This window comes from Bradyrhizobium sp. SZCCHNR1015 (genome assembly GCF_032489875.1).
Classification (GTDB): domain Bacteria; phylum Pseudomonadota; class Alphaproteobacteria; order Rhizobiales; family Xanthobacteraceae; genus Bradyrhizobium.
The window spans coordinates 73,760-88,796 of sequence record NZ_JAUEYW010000011.1; the positions used below are offsets into that span (position 1 = coordinate 73,760).

Below are 15,037 nucleotides of genomic sequence, written 5' to 3' on the forward strand. Positions count from 1 at the left end.
GTCGGCTGCCCCGGGGAGGGCAGCCGGCCACGATACGGCCATACTGGCGCGGTTTGACGCAGGTCACCTTCGCCAAAGGGGCTCCCGGCTGACCCGAATATCCTGCAAATCCTTGCGGTTGGCCGCCAAACGCGGCATTGTCGGCGCCTTGAAGAGCTGCCGATCGGGTTCGTGTCCGTACCGATCCGTCATTTCCAACAACCAGAGCGCACCGTGATGTTGTCAATTCGCAATCGCTGGACCGCAATTGCCGTTTCTGCCTTGCTGCTCCCCGGTGCCGTCCTGGCCCAGACGCCGGATCATCCTGCGGATAACGCCGCAAAATTTCCAACCAGCGTCGATCTGAAGTCGCTCACCACATCGGGCAGCTATCTGGCGGCCCGCCACGCCAGCGTCGAGCGCGACGCAGCCTCGGCGGCGGCGTTCTACCGCTCGGCGCTACGCAGCGACCCGAAGAACAACGAGCTGCTCGACCGCGCCTTCATCTCCTCGGTTGCCGATGGCGACATCGACGAGGCCGTGAAGCTCGCCGAGCGCGTGCTCACGATCGACAAGTCGAACCGCATCGCGCGGCTCGTGGTCGGCGTGCAGGACATCAAGCAGAAGAAATACGCGGCTGCCCAGACCAACATCAACCAGTCGGTGCGCGGGCCGATCACCGATCTCGTCGCCACCTTGCTGTCGGCGTGGGCCGCGGCGGGCGCGGGCGATTCGAAGACCGCCGTCGCCAATATCGACAAGCTGACCGGTCCCGAATGGTATCCGCTGTTCAAGGACCTTCATGCCGGCATGATCCTGGAGCTGGCCGGCAAGGAGAAGGACGCCGGCACCCGGTTCGAGCGCGCCTACAAGCTCGACGATTCGATGCTGCGCATCACCGAGGCCTATGCGCATTGGCTGTCGCGCAACAAGGATGCGGCGGCGGCGACCGCGATCTATGAAGCCTTCGACAAGAAGCTCGCGCGCCATCCGCTGGTGCAGGAGGGCCTGCGCGAGACCAAGGCCGGCAAGAAGCTGCCGCCGCTGGTCGACTCGCCGCAGGCCGGCGCCGCCGAGGCGCTGTACGGCATCGGCGCCACCTTGAGCCGCCGCGGCGGCGAGGATCTGGCGCTGGTCTATCTGCAGCTCGCGCTGCACCTGCAGCCGAATCATCCGCTGGCGCTGCTGTCGCTCGCCGATCTCTACGAGACGGTGAAGAAGCCGCAGATGGCGATCAAGGTCTATGAGCGCGTGCCGGCGAGCTCGCCACTGAAGCGCAACGCCCAGATCCAGCTCGCCACCGATCTCGACAGCGCCGACCGCAGCGACGAGGCGATCAAGATCCTCAAGGACGTGATTGCCCAGGATCCGAAGGATCTCGAGGCGATCATGGCGCTCGGCAACATCGAGCGCGGCCGCAAGAAGTTCGCCGATTGCGCCAAGACCTATTCGCTCGGCGTCGATTCGCTGCCCGCCAACAACGACAAGGCCAACAGCGTCTATTACTACTATCGCGGCATCTGCCTGGAGCGCTCCAAGCAGTGGCCGAAGGCCGAGGCCGACATGCGCAAGGCGCTCGAGCTGCAGCCCGACCAGCCGCACGTGCTGAACTATCTCGGCTATTCCTGGATCGACCAGGGCATCAATCTCGACGAAGGCATGAAGATGATCAAGCGCGCCGTCGAGCAGCGGCCCGACGACGGCTACATCGTCGACTCGCTCGGCTGGGCCTATTACCGCATCGGCAATTACGAGGAGGCGGTCAAGAACCTCGAGCGCGCGATCGACCTCAAGCCCGAGGATCCGACCATCAACGACCATCTCGGCGACGCCTATTGGCGCGTCGGCCGCAAGCTGGAAGCCAAGTTCCAGTGGGCCCATGCCCGCGACCTGAAGCCGGAGGCCGAGGAGCTGCCGAAGATCGAGGCCAAGATCCAGAATGGCCTGCCGGATGATCCGGCGCCCGCTGCGGCCAGCAACGACACCAAGGACACGCCGTCCGACGCCAAGAAGGACGATGGCAAGGGCGGCTAGTTCGTCCTGATCGCGATATGAGAGCCATCACGGGCTCCTCGGCTTGCCGGGGAGCCCGGATGATTTTGATGAAGGGGTGGCGGTTGTCGGCCACGTCCGTTTCGGCCTGGGCCGCAGCGCGTTGGCAACCGACCTCCACCACCGAACATGCTGGGGGCATTGCGCCGATGTTGGCGTCCACGGTCACCGGCGCGCTGCAGGAGCAGGGGCGCGCCAAGGTCAATCTGACCCTGCGGGTCGTCGGCCGCAGGGTCGACGGCTATCATGATCTCGAAAGCGTCGTTGCTTTTGCCGACTGCGCGGACCAGCTGACGCTGGTGCCGGGCCCGGAGCTGACGCTGACGACGACCGGTCCTCTGGCGGACGCCTGCGGCGAGACCACGGACAATCTGGTGCTGAAGGCGGCGCGGCTGCTGGCGGAGGCCGTTCCCGGCCTGAAGCTCGGCGCCTTCACCCTCGAGAAGGTGCTGCCGGTCGCGGCGGGCATTGGGGGCGGCTCCGCCGATGCGGCGGCGGCGCTGCGGTTGCTGGCGAAACTGAATGGCCTGTCCCTGGACGACCCGCGCCTCGCGGCGGTGGCCTTGAAGACCGGCGCCGACGTGCCGGTTTGCGTGCCCTCGCGCGCCTGCACCATGACGGGCGTCGGCGAGAACCTGCAGCCGCTCGCGCTTCCCGTCCTGCCCTGCGTGATGATCAATCCGCGCGTGCCGGTGGCGACCAAGGACGTGTTCCAGGCGCTTGGTCTCAAGCCGGGCGATCTGCTGATCGGGGTGACGGATGTTCTCACCGCGCCGTCCTGGCCGAAGGCCGGAGCCTCGGTCGGCGGCTGGGTCGATGCACTCGATCAGGTGCGCAACGACCTCGAGCCGCCGGCGCTGAAGGTGCAGCCGATCATCGGCACCGTGCTCGAGGCGCTGCGCACGAGCGCGGGCGTGCTGCTGGCGCGGATGTCGGGCTCCGGCGCGACGTGCTTTGCGATCTATGGCAGCAAGGCCGACGCGAAGGCCGCCGGCGCCGCGATCGCCGCCGCGCATCCCGAATGGTGGGTGCATGCGGGGACGCTGAGCTAACTCATCAGCATCTGCGAAACGACTGCCCAATACTGCGCCCTCGCCCCCAAGGCGAAGCTTCGCTTCGCCTTGGGGGCGAGGGCCCTTTCACGAGCGCCGTAGTCGCAGCGACAGTCGCTTGAAGCAACTAATGCGACCGCGCCAGACAGAACGCCACCACCTGCTCCAGCGCGGTCTTCATCGGTGAGGCCGGGAACAGCGCCAGCGCATCGACGGCCATCGCGCCATAGTGATGCGCGCGGCTGATCGTGTCCTCCAGGGCGCGGTGCTTGTTCATCAGCCCGATCGCATGGTCGAGATCGTGATCGCTGATCTCGCCGCGCTCCAGCGCCTTGATCCAGAAGGCACGCTCGCTGTCGCTACCGCGGCGGAACGCGAGCACCACCGGCAGCGTGATCTTGCCCTCGCGGAAATCGTCGCCGACATTCTTTCCGAGCTTGGCGGCCTTGCCGCCATAGTCGAGCACGTCGTCGACGAGCTGGAAGGCGATGCCGAGATTCATGCCGAAGGACCGCGAGGCGGTCTGCTCGGCCTTGGGCCGATCGGCGAGCACCGGCCCGACCTCGCAGGCGGCGGCGAACAGCTCGGCGGTCTTGCCGCGGATCACGGCGAGATATTCGTCCTCGGTGGTGGCGGTGTTCTTGGCGGCGGCGAGCTGCATCACCTCGCCCTCGGCGATGGTGGCGGCAGCGGCGGAGAGAATGTCGAGCGCGCGCAGCGAGCCGACCTCGACCATCATGCGGAACGCCTGGCCGAGCAGGAAGTCGCCGACCAGCACGCTGGCCTCGTTGCCCCACAGCATGCGCGCGGACAATTTGCCGCGGCGCATTTCGCTCTCGTCAACCACGTCGTCATGCAGCAGCGTCGCCGTGTGCATGAACTCGACGGCCGCGGCGAGCTTGACGTGACCGTCGCCGGTGTAGTCGGTGAGATGAGCCATCGCCAGCGTCAGCATCGGCCGCAGCCGCTTGCCGCCGGAGGAGATCAGGTGGTTTGCGACCTCCGGGATCATCGTGACGTCCGACCCGGTGCGCGACAAAATCGTAGCGTTGACCCGTTCCATGTCGGCTGCGACCAGCGCGACCAGCCCATCGATGGAGGCTCCCGATGGACTCTCGAAAGGTACGATAACCGCCACTCTGGTCTCCGATTTTGCTATGCTCGAAACGACAATAGAAACTGCGGCCGCAGGCGGCAAGGGCAGACACGGAACCTTGACCCAGGCCTTGTTGACCCAAGCCTTCTTCTTGACCCAAGCCCTTCTTGACCCAGGCCCGCATGGAGACATAACGATTGAAGGAATTGGTTCGGACCAATGATATCGTGCTGGTTTCGGCGATAGGGGCGCTGCTCGACGGCGCCGACATCCATCACCTCGTGCTCGATCAGAACATGAGCATCATCGAGGGCTCGCTCGGCATCCTGCCGCGGCGGATCCTCGTGCATGAGGACGACATTCTCCAGGCCCGGCGTCTTCTCACCGACGCCGGTCTGGCGCATGAACTGCGCCCTGATGAGTGACGCTGTCGACATTTCGGAGGACGCCGTGCTCGGCGGCCAATTGCGCCTGCGGCAGCCCACGACGGGCCATCGCGCCGGCCACGACGCAATCCTGCTGGCGGCGGCGACGGCCGCGCGTTCGGGCGATCGCGTGGTCGATCTCGGTGCCGGCGTGGGGACGGCCGGGCTGGCCTTGGCCCGGCGCGTGGGCGGTCTCAGCTTGACGCTGGTCGAGCGCGAGCCGGATCTGGCGCGGCTCGCGCGCGACAACGCACGCGCCAATGCGTTGCCGGCGGAGGTCGTGGCGCTGGACGTCGCCGCGGACGCGGCTGCTTTCGCTGCCGCAGGGCTCGGGCCCGATAGTGTCGACGTCGTGCTGATGAATCCGCCGTTCCACGATGTTGCCCGTCACCGTGCCTCGCCCGACGCCGCGCGCGCGACCGCGCACATGGCAACGGCGACGACGTTGGAGATCTGGACGCATGCCGCGCGGCGGATGCTGAAATCCGGCGGCGTGCTGACCTTGATCTGGCGGGCCGATGGTTTGAGCGAGGTGGTCGCGGCGCTGGCGCGCGGCTTCGGCAGTCTTGCCGTTCAACCGGTTCATGGCCAGGCGGGCAAGCCGGCGATCCGTATCCTGGTCCGGGCCGTTAAGGGAGGGCGGGCGCCGACCCAGATTCTCGCCGGAGTGGTGCTGAATGAGGTGGCAGGTGTGCCGAATGACGAGGCCGTGCGCGTGCTGTCGGGGCAGGGGGCGCTGGCCTTGAGCACCCCCTGAACGGTTGATCGTGGTCGGGCGTTATTGCGTCTGAGCTTCCGACTGGCGTTCGGTTACCGTCGTGAAACGGATCGCAGTCAATAGAGTACCGATCAGCAGCATCAACAGGTAGACCTTCATGTATTCCTCCGCCGCACTCTGCACCTTGTGCTCGCCGTGCAATTGCCCAGGGCATTGCAAGGCTCGTTCCAGCCCTTTGGATGGCAGCGGCGCGATAAAAAATGGTAAATCCGAGGTAACTGAATGGTGGACAATTTGACACAACCCAGCGATGCAGCCGGGCTATTCGATCGGCTGAAGGCGCTGCTTCCGGCGCGGCTGCGCGGCGTCCCGGTGGTGCCGGTCGTCCGTCTGTCCGGCGTGATCGGCGCGGTGACGCCGTTGCGGCCGGGGCTGACGCTCGCGGGCGTCGCCAAGGTGCTGGAGCGGGCGTTCTCGATGCGCAACGCCAAGGCCGTGGCGCTGGTGATCAATTCGCCGGGCGGCTCGCCGGTGCAGTCGCGCCAGATCTACTTGCGCATCCGCCAGCTCGCGGCGGAGAAGAAGCTGCCGGTGCTGGTGTTCGTCGAGGACGTCGCGGCGTCCGGCGGCTACATGATTGCGTGCGCCGGCGACGAGATCTTCTGCGATCCGTCCTCGATCCTCGGCTCGATCGGCGTGGTCGGCGGCTCGTTCGGGCTGCAGGACCTGATCAAGAAGATCGGCATCGAGCGCAGGCTCTATACCGCCGGCGAGCACAAGGCGATGCTCGATCCGTTCCTGCCGGAGAATCCCGACGACGTGGCGCGGCTGAAGAAGATCCAGCGCGAGATCCACGCGCTGTTCATCTCGCTGGTCAAGGAGAGCCGCACCACCCGGCTGAAGGGCGCCGACGATGTGCTGTTCACCGGCGAGTACTGGGCCGGCGACAGCGCCGTCACGCTGGGGCTGGCGGACGCCATCGGCGACCTCCGCGCGGTGCTGCGCGCCCGCTTCGGCGACAAGGTCGCTATGCCCGTGGTGGCGCCCGCCGGCGGCCTGCTGTCCGGGCTGCTCGGACGGCGGGCGGCAGGCGCCGGGAGCCTGGGGATCGGTTGGACCGGGCTAGCGGAGGAGCTGATCTCCGCGGTCGAAACCCGGGCGATCTGGGCTCGTTTCGGGTTCTAGAACCCGGGGGGCGCGCCATTTCGCTCCTCGCAATCCGATTGCGGGGGGAACCGGGATCGGCGACAATGGGAATCGGGGTGGCTCTGTTCATGAACGAGGATCGACCAATGCCGCCGTTCGTTGCTTTCGCGGGTATGCTGGGCGGGCTAGCCGTGGTTCGCTGGGCCTACAAGGCCGCGCAGAAGATCAACCGCGAGCTCGAAGAGGCGCGGCTGTCACGCGTCGCCGAGGCCGCGCGGGCCGCCGAGATCAAGACTCTGCGCCGCGATCCCGTCACCGGCGCCTACCGGCCGGGCTGACACGCTCCGCCGACCTTCGAACGACGGGACGTCGCCGTCGTTTCGAGGGCCCTATTGCCTTGATTCCTGATGGCCCCGCCGATACGGTCCGCGCGCTTTTCCGACGCCTGCGAAAGACCGATACCGACGATGGACTCGCTGCCTCTGCACATGCGCCCCGAACGTTCGTTCCAGGGCTTCATCCTGGCCCTGCAACGGTTCTGGGCCGAGCAGGGCTGCGTGATCCTGCAGCCCTACGACATGGAGATGGGCGCCGGCACCTTCCACCCGGCGACGACCTTGCGCGCGCTCGGGCCGAAGCCGTGGAATGCCGCCTACGTGCAGCCGTCGCGGCGGCCGAAGGACGGCCGCTACGGCGAGAATCCGAACCGGATGCAGCACTACTACCAGTTTCAGGTGATCATGAAGCCGTCGCCACCGAACCTTCAGGAATTGTACCTGAAGTCGCTCGGCGCCATCGGCATCGACGCCGCCGTGCACGACATCCGCTTCGTCGAGGACGATTGGGAGAGCCCGACGCTCGGCGCCTGGGGTCTTGGCTGGGAGTGCTGGTGCGACGGCATGGAAGTGTCGCAGTTCACCTATTTCCAGCAGGTCGCGGGCTTCGAATGCGCGCCGGTCGCGGGCGAGCTCACCTACGGCCTCGAGCGCCTGGCGATGTACGTCCAGGGCGTCGACCGCGTCTATGACCTCAACTTCAACGGCCGCGACGGCGACGCCAAGGTCACCTATGGCGACGTCTTCCTGCAGGCCGAGCGCGAATATTCGCGGCACAATTTCGAGCATGCCGACACCGACATGCTGTTCGAGCAGTTCAAGATGGCCGAGGGCGCCTGCCGCAAATATCTCGACGCCGGTTGGCGTGACGGCAATCGCCGGGAGCACCAGATGGCGCTGCCGGCCTACGACCAGTGCATCAAGGCCAGCCACGTCTTCAACCTGCTCGACGCCCGCGGCGTCATCTCCGTCACCGAACGCCAGAGCTACATCCTGCGCGTCCGCGAGCTCGCCAAGGCCTGCGGCGAGGCCTGGCTGCATACGGAAGCGGGCGGGGCGGGCGCTGGTTAGAACGAACGCGGCTGCATCCGGGGCCTCATGGTTCGAGACGCGCCGCCGGCGGCGCTCCTCACCATGAGGGTCTTTCGGATCTCGCCGCAAAATCAGACCTCGTCCTGAGGAGCCCGCCTTCGCCGGGCGTCTCGAAGGACGGTGGGAGGCAAGCTGCTTTCCACGAGTTTAGCAATTCGCGATGGCCTGTCCCTCCAGGGGAAGGTGGTTCTTCGTGCAGAGAGACTTGAGACATGCCCGACCTTCTCCTCGAACTGTTCTCCGAAGAAATCCCCGCGCGCATGCAGGCCAAGGCGGCCGACGATCTGCGCCGCATGGTCACCGACAAGCTGGTCGCCGAAGGGCTTGTCTATGAAGGCGCCAAGGCGTTCGCGACGCCGCGGCGGCTGGCACTGACCGTGCACGGCATTCCCGCGCGGCAGGCTGACTTGAAAGAGGAGCGCAAGGGTCCGCGCGTCGGCGGCGCTGACGCGGCGATCCAGGGATTTCTGAAAGCAACCGGCCTGTCCTCGATCGAGGAAGCCACGATCCAGCGCGATCTGAAGAAGGGCGATTTCTACGTCGCGCTGATCGAGAAGCCCGGCCGCGCCACGCTCGACGTGCTCGCCGAGATGCTGCCGGTGATCGTGCGCACATTCCCGTGGCCGAAATCGATGCGCTGGGGCAAGCGCTCGGAAAAGCCTGGTGCGCTGAACTGGGTGCGTCCGCTGCACGCGATCACCGCGACCTTCGGCCTGGAGACCGAGGAGCCCGACGTGATCAGCTTCGCCGTCGACGGCATCGAGGCGGGACAGACCACGTTCGGCCACCGCTTCATGGCGCCCGCGCCGATCTCGGTGCGCCGCTTCGAGGATTACGAGGCGAAGCTGCTCGACGCCAAGGTCGTGCTCGATCCCGACCGGCGGAAAGACACCATCGTCACCGACGCCAAGCAGCTCGCGTTTGCGCAAGGCTATGAGCTGGTCGAGGACCCCGTGCTGCTCGATGAGGTCGCGGGCCTGGTCGAATGGCCGGTGGTGCTGATGGGCTCCTTCGATCCGGAGTATCTGAAGGTCCCTGGCGAGGTGATCCGCGCCACCATTCGCAACAACCAGAAATGCTTCGTGGTCCGCGATCCCAAGACCGGAGGTCTCGCGCCAAAATTCATCCTGACCGCCAACATCGAGGCGACCGACGGCGGCAAGACCATCATCGCCGGCAACGAGCGCGTCATCCGCGCCCGCCTGTCGGATGCGAAGTTCTTCTATGAGACCGACCTCAAGACGAAGCTCGAGGACCGGCTGCCGAAGTTCGAGCAGATCGTGTTCCACGAGAAGCTCGGCACCCAGGCCGCGCGCATCGCGCGGATCGAGAAGCTCGCCGCAGAAATCGCGCCGCTGGTGGGGGCCGATGCCGCAAAGACCGCGCGTGCGGCGAAGCTTGCCAAGGCGGACCTGCTGACCGAAGTGGTCGGTGAGTTTCCGGAAGTGCAGGGCCTGATGGGCAAGTACTACGCGCTGGCGCAGGGCGAGGACGCCTCCGTCGCGGCGGCGTGCGAGGAGCACTACAAACCGCAAGGACCCGGCGATCGCGTGCCGACGGATAAGGTCGCGGTGGCCGTGGCGCTTGCCGACAAGCTCGATACGCTGGTCGGCTTCTGGGCCATCGATGAGAAGCCAACGGGCTCGAAGGACCCCTATGCGCTGCGTCGCGCGGCGCTGGGCGTGATCAGACTGATCACCGAGAACGCCTTGCGCGCGTCACTGCTGAAGGTGGCGGCGTCGGCGCTGGCCGGTTTGCACGTGAAGAGCGCGCATGAGCCGGACAAGCTTACCGCCGATCTGCTCTCCTTCTTCGCCGACCGCCTCAAGGTCCAACTGCGCGAGCAGGGCGCACGTCACGATCTCGTCGACGCGGTGTTCGCGCTCGGCGGCCAGGATGACCTGCTGATGGTCGTCCGCCGCGTCGAGGCGCTGGGCAAATTCCTCGACAGCGACGACGGCAAGAACCTGCTTGCCGGCACCAAGCGCGCGTCAAACATCCTCGCCATCGAGGAGAAGAAGGACAAGCGCAAGTTCGAGGGGGCGCCGGATGTTGCGCTCTATAAGCTCGACGAGGAGAAGGCGCTGGCCAAGGCGATCGGCGAGGTCGCGGCGGAAGCGGGGGCTGCCGTCGCCAAGGAGGACTTTGCCGCCGCGATGCGCGCGATGGCGAAGCTGCGCCCGGCGGTGGATGCCTTCTTCGACAAGGTGAAGGTCAACGACGACGACGCAGCGATCCGCGAGAATCGACTCAGGCTGCTGAACGAAATCCGCAGCGCCACGCGCGCGGTTGCGGACTTCTCCAAGATCGAGGGCTGAGGATGGACCGGCTGACGCTCGCCGCCTATGACCGTGAGGCGGCGGCGTTCGCGGCCGACTGGCATGCGCAGCCGGCGTCGGCCGATCTCCACGCCATCGTCAGGCGCTTCTTCGTGTCCGGTGGCCGCACCGCGGACATCGGCTGCGGCAGCGGCCGCGAGGTCGGCTGGCTGAATGCCAACGGGTATCCTGCGGAAGGTTTCGACGCGTCGGAGGGACTGCTGGCTGAAGCCCGCACGCGCTATCCGAACGCGTCGTTCACGCATGCCGAACTGCCTGCCCTCGCCAGCATCGCGGATGCAAGCTTCGACAATTTGCTGTGCGAGACCGTGCTGATGCATCTCGATCGCAGCGACGTGGTGCCGTCGGTGCGGCGGATGCGCGCGATCACGAAGCCCGGTGGCGTCCTGTATTTGAGCTGGCGGGTGACGGAGCAGGCCGATCAGCGCGATGGGCACGGCCGGCTCTATGCGGTGGTCGACCTCGCAACCATCCGCGCGGTCTTTGCAGGAGATACGACGCTGCTCGACGAGCAGGTCGTCAGTAAGTCCTCAGGCAAGATCATTCACCGCATGGTGGTGAAGAAGGCCGGTTGAGTGCAGGCGCGCCGCGCTGCATCCTCTGGCTCGTTATTGCGAGGCGCTCTTGCGCCGAAGCAATCCAGGGGCTTCCGACGGCAGACTGTCTGTGTGGCCCCTGGATCGCGTCGCTGCGCTCGCGATGACGACCAGAAGCGGTATCCCACAAAAGTAAGCCCCGCCCGGCGGGGGGAACCGGGCAGGGCCTTTACATCTGGCCGCTTGCGGGGGCGTTGGCGACCAAATGCAGCTCTATAACTACTCAACCACCTGAATGATCCGCCGGGATCGCGGTTCGACCAGAACAGTTTCGCCGTTGACCACGGTGTAACGGTACGGCGTCGCACCGAAGCGCTGCGGAACGTCGTAATATGTAACACCGGACTCCGGCAGCACGGCGCCAACAACTACGCGATCGGGGATCACATAGTTGGGAACGCGCTCGCGGACGACATATTCGCGAAACTCCGGCCGGCGCTCGACCGTGATCACTGGAGCGTCCTCCTCGACCACGACGCTGCGGCCGACGCCCGTCGTGTAGGATTGCGCCTGTGCGGTCGCCGGAATCACGACTGCGGCCACGAGGGCAGCAAGGGTGAGATGGGTTCGCATGGACGGGACTCCTGAGCTGTTGATCGCTGAGAGAGACCGGCGCGTGCCGGCACCTGCTTCCCAATGCCCGCAACAGATCATCGTTCCGCGCGGCGGACGGTGGAACCGGCGGCGTTTTTGCGGCAGATCCAGCGGTAGGGGAACCGGAACTCGCGCCGTGCGTCTCCTATTCCGCCACGATGGGCCAGGATAAAGTCCGGCCCGATCGAATCGCCCCAGCCTCGTCCTTCAATCATTCAGAGCTCGTCGATGACCCTGACCGTTGCCCATATCTCGCCGATCATGTCCGTGATCGCCGGCGTCCTGATCCTGATCATGCCGCGCCTGCTGAACCTGATCGTTGCGATCTTCCTCATCCTGAACGGCCTGATCGGCATGGGCCTGCTGAAGTGGCTGCACTTCTAGTCCCAAGGTCGGGAACCCCCGAGCTTGCGCCGCAGCGCCCAAAGTGGTGTAAGGCGCGCGATTTCTCCTCCCATTTGCGGATCGAAGCACCTCATGGCCAAAGCGGTAGCGAAGTCTAAGAAAGTTACAGCGAAATCAAAGCCTTCCAAGCCGGGCAAGGCCAAGACCGCAGCACTCGCTCCGCCGCGCAAGGCGCTCAAGACGGCGTCGAAGCCCGTGGCCAAGGCCCCGGCCAAGGTCGCGCCCAGGTCTGCACCGAAAGCGCCAGTGAAAACCGCTCCGAAGAAGCCGGCCAAAACGGCTGCCAGGCCGGTCGCCAAGGCCGCGAAGGCATCGGCGGCGAAGGCCCCGGCCAAGAGCGCGGTCACCGCGATCAAGCCGAACAAGTGGGTCTACACCTTCGGCGACGGCAAGGCCGAAGGTAAGGCCGGCCTGCGCGATCTGCTCGGCGGCAAGGGCGCCAATCTGGCCGAGATGGCCAATCTCGGCCTGCCGGTACCTCCGGGCTTCACCATTCCGACATCGGTCTGCACCTACTTCTACGCCAACGACAAGACCTACCCGAAGGAGCTGCAGTCGCAGGTCGACAAGGCGCTCGACTACATCGGCAAATTGACCGGCAAGAAATTCGGCGATCCGGAGAACCCGCTGCTGGTCTCGGTGCGCTCCGGCGCCCGCGCCTCGATGCCGGGCATGATGGACACCGTGCTCAATCTCGGTCTCAACGACCAGACGGTGGAGGCGCTGGCGTCGCTGTCGGGCGATCGCCGCTTCGCCTTCGACAGCTATCGCCGTTTCATCACGATGTATTCGGATGTCGTGCTCGGCTTCGAGCACCATCATTTCGAGGACATCCTCGACAGCTTCAAGGACGCCCAGGGCTATCAGCTCGACACCGACCTCTCGTCCGAGGATTGGGAGATGCTGGTCGGCAAGTACAAGGACGCCGTCGCCACCGAGACCGGCAAGGACTTCCCGCAGGACCCGCATGACCAGTTGTGGGGCGCCATCGGCGCGGTGTTCTCATCCTGGATGAACGCGCGCGCGGTGACCTATCGCAAGCTGCACGACATCCCGGAATCCTGGGGCACCGCCGTCAACGTCCAGGCCATGGTGTTCGGCAACATGGGCGACACCTCGGCCACCGGCGTCGCCTTCACCCGCAATCCCTCGACTGGCGAGAGCAAGCTCTACGGCGAGTTCCTGATCAATGCGCAGGGCGAGGACGTCGTCGCCGGCATCCGCACCCCGCAGGACATCACCGAGGATGCCCGCGTCGAATCCGGCTCCGACAAGGCGTCGATGGAAGTCGCGATGCCCGACGCGTTCAAGGAGCTGACCCGCATCTACACGCTGCTCGAGCAGCACTACCGTGACATGCAGGACATGGAGTTCACGGTCGAGCGCGGCAAGCTGTGGATGCTGCAGACCCGCAGCGGCAAGCGCACCGCCAAGGCGGCGCTGCGCATCGCCGTCGAGCTCGCCAATGAGGGCCTGATCTCGGAGAACGATGCCGTGCTCCGCGTCGACCCGGCCTCGCTCGATCAGCTCCTGCACCCGACCATCGATCCCGCCGCCAAGCGCGATGTGGTCGCGACCGGCCTGCCGGCCTCGCCGGGCGCGGCCTCGGGCGAGATCGTGTTCTCCTCGGACGAGGCCACCAAGCTGCAGGCCGACGGTCGCAAGGTGATCCTGGTCCGCATCGAGACCTCGCCGGAGGATATCCACGGCATGCATGCCGCCGAGGGCATCCTGACCACGCGCGGCGGCATGACCTCGCACGCCGCCGTCGTCGCGCGCGGCATGGGCAAGCCCTGCGTCTCCGGCTGCGGCACCATCCGCGTCGACTACGGCCGGGGCACGATGAGCATCGGCTCGCGCACCTTCAAGACCGGCGACGTCATCACCATTGACGGCTCCGTCGGCCAGGTGCTGGCCGGCCGCATGCCGATGATCGAGCCGGAGTTGTCCGGCGAGTTCGGCACCCTGATGGGCTGGGCGGACGCCGTGCGCGAGACCGGCGTGCGCGTCAATGCCGACACCCCGGAGGATGCGCGCACCGCCATCAAGTTCGGCGCCGAGGGCATCGGCCTGTGCCGCACCGAGCACATGTTCTTCGAGGAGACGCGCATCCGCACGGTGCGCGAGATGATCCTCTCCGAGGAAGAGCAGGAGCGCCGCGCCGCGCTCGCCAAGCTGCTGCCGATGCAGCGCGCCGACTTCGTCGAGCTGTTCGAGATCATGAAGGGGCTTCCCGTCACGATCCGTCTGCTCGATCCGCCGCTGCACGAGTTCCTGCCGCACACCCAGGCCGAGGTCGAGGAAGTCGCGCGCGCGATGAACACCGATCCGCGTCGCCTGGCCGACCGCGCCCGCGAGCTCTCCGAGTTCAACCCGATGCTCGGCTTCCGCGGCTGCCGCCTGGCGATCGCCTATCCGGAGATCGCGGAGATGCAGGCGCGCGCGATCTTCGAGGCGGCGGTCGAGGCCGAGAAGCGCACCGGCGAGGCCGTCGGCCTCGAGGTGATGGTGCCGCTGATCGCGACCAAGGCCGAGTTCGATCTGGTCAAGGCGCGCATCGACGCGATGGCGCAGGCGGTGATCCGCGAGACCGGCGCCAAGCTGGAGTACCAGGTCGGCACCATGATCGAGCTGCCGCGTGCCGCGCTGATGGCCGGCCAGATCGCGGAAGCCGCCGAGTTCTTCTCGTTCGGCACCAACGATCTGACGCAGACCACCTACGGCATCAGCCGCGACGACGCCGGCAGCTTCCTCGGCGCCTACGTCGCCAAGGGCATCCTCGAGATCGATCCGTTCATCTCGATCGACCGCGAGGGTGTCGGCGAGCTGGTCAAGATCGGCGTCGAGCGCGGCCGCGCCACGCGGCCCACGCTCAAGGTCGGCATCTGCGGCGAGCATGGCGGCGATCCGGCCTCGGTGGCGTTCTGCCACAAGGTCGGCATGAACTACGTCTCGTGCTCGCCCTACCGCGTGCCGATCGCGCGCCTCGCCGCCGCGCAATCCGCGCTCGGCAAGGAGATCGCGAGCCAGGCCTGATCTTGCTGCGATCGATCTGATCTGATGAAGGCCGGCACATGTTGCCGGCCTTTTTCATTGCTGAGGGCTCGTCACCATGGGGCGCACACGTGACGCAAGCTGCACTCCTTCTCCAACACTGCCGTCATTCTGGGGGCGCTCCGGAATGACGAGTGGAGAGAGCAACGGCGCA

13 protein-coding genes are annotated in these 15,037 nt (G+C 66.3%); 11 read left to right on the forward strand and 2 right to left on the reverse strand.

Translation table 11 applies throughout. The annotated features are described in order from the left end of the window. Window positions 1-216: 216 nt before the first annotated feature. Together QX128_RS19385 and QX128_RS19390 are read left to right on the forward strand one after the other, a co-directional pair. A complete protein-coding gene (locus QX128_RS19385) occupies window positions 217-2,013 on the forward strand; it encodes a tetratricopeptide repeat protein (protein ID WP_315802828.1) in 1,797 nt (598 codons plus the stop codon). A gap of 167 nt (window positions 2,014-2,180) precedes the next feature. Beyond that, on the forward strand, window positions 2,181-3,083 hold the full coding sequence (locus QX128_RS19390) for a 4-(cytidine 5'-diphospho)-2-C-methyl-D-erythritol kinase (protein ID WP_315802829.1): 903 nt from the start codon (window positions 2,181-2,183) through the stop codon (window positions 3,081-3,083). Between the two features lie 127 nt (window positions 3,084-3,210). On the opposite strand, the gene QX128_RS19395 is transcribed toward QX128_RS19390, so the two are convergent. Then, window positions 3,211-4,221, reverse strand: a complete 1,011-nt coding sequence (locus QX128_RS19395) for a polyprenyl synthetase family protein (RefSeq protein ID WP_315717243.1) — start codon at window positions 4,219-4,221, stop codon at window positions 3,211-3,213. A 155-nt stretch (window positions 4,222-4,376) separates the two neighbouring features. Here QX128_RS19395 and QX128_RS19400 point away from each other — a divergent pair, with 155 nt between their 5' ends. From QX128_RS19400 to QX128_RS19430, 7 genes are all read left to right on the forward strand, one after another. Beyond that, the gene (locus QX128_RS19400; RefSeq protein ID WP_315802830.1) at window positions 4,377-4,604 is read left to right on the forward strand and encodes a DUF2007 domain-containing protein; all 228 of its coding nucleotides are present in this window, start codon (window positions 4,377-4,379) and stop codon (window positions 4,602-4,604) included. Then, window positions 4,597-5,361 carry a tRNA1(Val) (adenine(37)-N6)-methyltransferase gene (locus QX128_RS19405; RefSeq protein WP_315802831.1) on the forward strand — a complete coding sequence of 255 codons (765 nt, stop codon included), beginning with the start codon at window positions 4,597-4,599 and terminating at the stop codon, window positions 5,359-5,361. Before QX128_RS19400 ends, QX128_RS19405 begins: the two co-directional genes overlap by 8 nt. 243 nt (window positions 5,362-5,604) lie before the next feature. Beyond that, window positions 5,605-6,507 carry a S49 family peptidase gene (locus QX128_RS19410; protein WP_315802832.1) on the forward strand — a complete coding sequence of 301 codons (903 nt, stop codon included), beginning with the start codon at window positions 5,605-5,607 and terminating at the stop codon, window positions 6,505-6,507. Between the two features lie 107 nt (window positions 6,508-6,614). After that, window positions 6,615-6,806 carry a hypothetical protein gene (locus QX128_RS19415; protein WP_315802833.1) on the forward strand — a complete coding sequence of 64 codons (192 nt, stop codon included), beginning with the start codon at window positions 6,615-6,617 and terminating at the stop codon, window positions 6,804-6,806. 129 nt (window positions 6,807-6,935) lie between these two features. Continuing rightward, window positions 6,936-7,874, forward strand: a complete 939-nt coding sequence (locus QX128_RS19420; RefSeq protein WP_315802834.1) for a glycine--tRNA ligase subunit alpha — start codon at window positions 6,936-6,938, stop codon at window positions 7,872-7,874. 233 nt (window positions 7,875-8,107) lie between these two features. Beyond that, window positions 8,108-10,213, forward strand: a complete 2,106-nt coding sequence (glyS, locus tag QX128_RS19425; protein WP_316238242.1) for a glycine--tRNA ligase subunit beta — start codon at window positions 8,108-8,110, stop codon at window positions 10,211-10,213. A gap of 2 nt (window positions 10,214-10,215) precedes the next feature. Further along, window positions 10,216-10,809 carry a class I SAM-dependent methyltransferase gene (locus tag QX128_RS19430; protein WP_316238243.1) on the forward strand — a complete coding sequence of 198 codons (594 nt, stop codon included), beginning with the start codon at window positions 10,216-10,218 and terminating at the stop codon, window positions 10,807-10,809. A gap of 240 nt (window positions 10,810-11,049) precedes the next feature. Here the strand turns inward: QX128_RS19430 and QX128_RS19435 are convergent, their stop codons facing one another. Continuing rightward, the gene (locus QX128_RS19435) at window positions 11,050-11,403 is read right to left on the reverse strand and encodes a DUF1236 domain-containing protein (RefSeq protein WP_316238244.1); all 354 of its coding nucleotides are present in this window, start codon (window positions 11,401-11,403) and stop codon (window positions 11,050-11,052) included. A gap of 249 nt (window positions 11,404-11,652) precedes the next feature. Here QX128_RS19435 and QX128_RS19440 point away from each other — a divergent pair, with 249 nt between their 5' ends. Together QX128_RS19440 and ppdK are read left to right on the forward strand one after the other, a co-directional pair. Then, a complete protein-coding gene (locus QX128_RS19440) occupies window positions 11,653-11,808 on the forward strand; it encodes a DUF3096 domain-containing protein (protein WP_012042558.1) in 156 nt (51 codons plus the stop codon). A 93-nt stretch (window positions 11,809-11,901) separates the two neighbouring features. Further along, the gene (gene ppdK / locus QX128_RS19445) at window positions 11,902-14,865 is read left to right on the forward strand and encodes a pyruvate, phosphate dikinase (RefSeq protein ID WP_316238245.1); all 2,964 of its coding nucleotides are present in this window, start codon (window positions 11,902-11,904) and stop codon (window positions 14,863-14,865) included. Window positions 14,866-15,037: the final 172 nt, after the last annotated feature.

What these genes read in the sequence shown, in the direction of transcription:
- QX128_RS19435 (WP_316238244.1), bottom strand. Translation starts at nt 11,403, where the DNA reads ATGCGAACCCATCTCACCCTTGCTGCCCTCGTGGCCGCAGTCGTGATT.
- QX128_RS19385 (WP_315802828.1), top strand. Translation starts at nt 217, where the DNA reads ATGTTGTCAATTCGCAATCGCTGGACCGCAATTGCCGTTTCTGCCTTG.
- QX128_RS19430 (WP_316238243.1), top strand. Translation starts at nt 10,216, where the DNA reads ATGGACCGGCTGACGCTCGCCGCCTATGACCGTGAGGCGGCGGCGTTC.
- QX128_RS19410 (WP_315802832.1), top strand. Translation starts at nt 5,605, where the DNA reads ATGGTGGACAATTTGACACAACCCAGCGATGCAGCCGGGCTATTCGAT.
- QX128_RS19405 (WP_315802831.1), top strand. Translation starts at nt 4,597, where the DNA reads ATGAGTGACGCTGTCGACATTTCGGAGGACGCCGTGCTCGGCGGCCAA.
- ppdK (WP_316238245.1), top strand. Translation starts at nt 11,902, where the DNA reads ATGGCCAAAGCGGTAGCGAAGTCTAAGAAAGTTACAGCGAAATCAAAG.
- QX128_RS19415 (WP_315802833.1), top strand. Translation starts at nt 6,615, where the DNA reads ATGCCGCCGTTCGTTGCTTTCGCGGGTATGCTGGGCGGGCTAGCCGTG.
- QX128_RS19420 (WP_315802834.1), top strand. Translation starts at nt 6,936, where the DNA reads ATGGACTCGCTGCCTCTGCACATGCGCCCCGAACGTTCGTTCCAGGGC.
- QX128_RS19440 (WP_012042558.1), top strand. Translation starts at nt 11,653, where the DNA reads ATGACCCTGACCGTTGCCCATATCTCGCCGATCATGTCCGTGATCGCC.
- QX128_RS19390 (WP_315802829.1), top strand. Translation starts at nt 2,181, where the DNA reads ATGTTGGCGTCCACGGTCACCGGCGCGCTGCAGGAGCAGGGGCGCGCC.
- glyS (WP_316238242.1), top strand. Translation starts at nt 8,108, where the DNA reads ATGCCCGACCTTCTCCTCGAACTGTTCTCCGAAGAAATCCCCGCGCGC.